Source organism: Streptomyces sp. CO7 (assembly GCF_053474865.1).
Window position 1 is genome coordinate 51073 of sequence record NZ_JBRIOU010000005.1, and the last position, 1671, is coordinate 52743.

Here is a 1671-nt window from a genome sequence, read left to right on the forward strand (position 1 = left end):
GTCCGGCGCCGCGACCGGTCCAGCGGCCCGCGCAGCGGCCGGTCCAGCCCCAGCCGCAGCGCTACGCGGCCCCGCCGCAGCAGCCGCCGGCCGCCCCGCGCGAGCGGCGCCGCAGCGCCAACCCGGTGCGCATCCCCGGTCTGGGCTGCCTCAAGGGCTGCCTGATCATGATCGTGGTCTTCTTCGTGGCGGGCTGGCTGGTCTGGGAACTGTCGCCGCTGCAGGAGTGGATCGGCACCGGCAAGGGCTGGTGGGACCAGCTGACCACCTGGATGGGCGACATCTCCGACTGGTTCACCAGCATCGGGGACACCGCCAAGGACGTGCAGAACGGCGTCGACGACGTCCAGAAGGGCGTCGGGGACGCCCAGGACGCCCTGCCGTAGCGGGTGAATTCACCGGCTGCCGTGAGGGAGGACCCCGTGGGCGCGTAGGTTTGCACCAACACGCTTTCACAGGAGCTCTCTTGGCACGGAAGATCGGCAGCCGGTACACCGCCCACCAGATCCTCGGACGGGGCAGCGCCGGCACGGTGTGGCTCGGCGAGGGGCCCGAGGGGCCCGTGGCGATCAAGCTCCTGCGCGAGGACCTGTCCTCGGACGAGGAGCTGGTCGGCCGCTTCGTCGGCGAGCGGACCGCGCTGCTCGGCCTCGAGCACCCGCGGATCGTCTCGGTGCGTGACCTGGTCGTCGACGGCAGCAACCTCGCCCTGGTCATGGACCTGGTGCGCGGCACCGACCTGCGCACCCGCCTGGAGCGGGAGCGCCGGCTCGCCCCGGAGGCGGCGGTGGCCGTCGTCGCCGACGTCGCCGACGCGCTGGCCGCGGCGCACGCCGCCGGGGTGGTGCACCGGGACGTCAAGCCGGAGAACGTCCTGCTCGACATGGACGGCCCGCTCGGCCCCGGCAACTCCCACCCGGCGCTGCTGACCGACTTCGGGGTCGCCAAGCTCATCGACGTGCCGCGGCGCAGCCGGGCCACCAAGATCATCGGCACTCCGGACTACCTGGCCCCCGAGATCGTCGAAGGGCTTCCGCCGCGCGCCTCGGTCGACATCTACGCCCTGGCCACCGTGCTCTACGAGCTGCTGGCCGGGTTCACGCCGTTCGGCGGGGGGCACCCCGGGGCGGTGCTGCGGCGGCACGTGACCGAGACGGTGGTGCCGCTGCCGGGGATCCCCGAGGAGCTGTGGCGGCTGATCGTGCAGTGCCTGTCCAAGGCCCCGGCCTCGCGGCTGCGGGCCGCCGAGCTGGCGGAGCGGCTGCGCGAGGTGCTGCCGCTGCTGGCCGGGATGCCCGCGCTGGACGTCGAGGACGTCGACCCGGAGGAGGAGCCGGAGGCTCCGCAGGCCCCGTTCCCCGGCGCTCCGGCCGACGCGGACCGCCTCGCGCCCCAGGCCGCCTCCCGGCGCGGGGCCGTGCCGCTGGTGCGGGGGTCGCGGCCGGACTCCAACCGGGACACCCACACCTCGATGCGGGTGCCGGAGCCGGACGAGCTGGCCGGCGGCGCGCTGGGGACGGCGCGGGCGCCCAGGGCCGCCGGAGCCCCGCGGCCGGGCTCGGCCCGCAACCGGCCCGCCGCCTCGCGGCGGCGTACGGTCACCGCGGCCGGACTGGCGGTCGCGGCCGCGGCGGCGGCCACGGCCTGGTGGCTCGCCGCCCCTTCCGGGGA

1 protein-coding gene and 1 pseudogene are annotated in these 1671 nt (G+C 75.8%); both read left to right on the forward strand.

Translation table 11 applies throughout. From position 1 onward, the window contains the following. A pseudogene (locus ACOV8S_RS18520) lies at window positions 1-386 on the forward strand (serine/threonine protein kinase); the annotation flags it as partial. A gap of 80 nt (window positions 387-466) precedes the next feature. Then, window positions 467-1671, forward strand: a 1205-nt coding sequence (locus tag ACOV8S_RS18525; protein WP_448318935.1) for a serine/threonine-protein kinase, incomplete at its 3' end; no start/stop codon positions are given.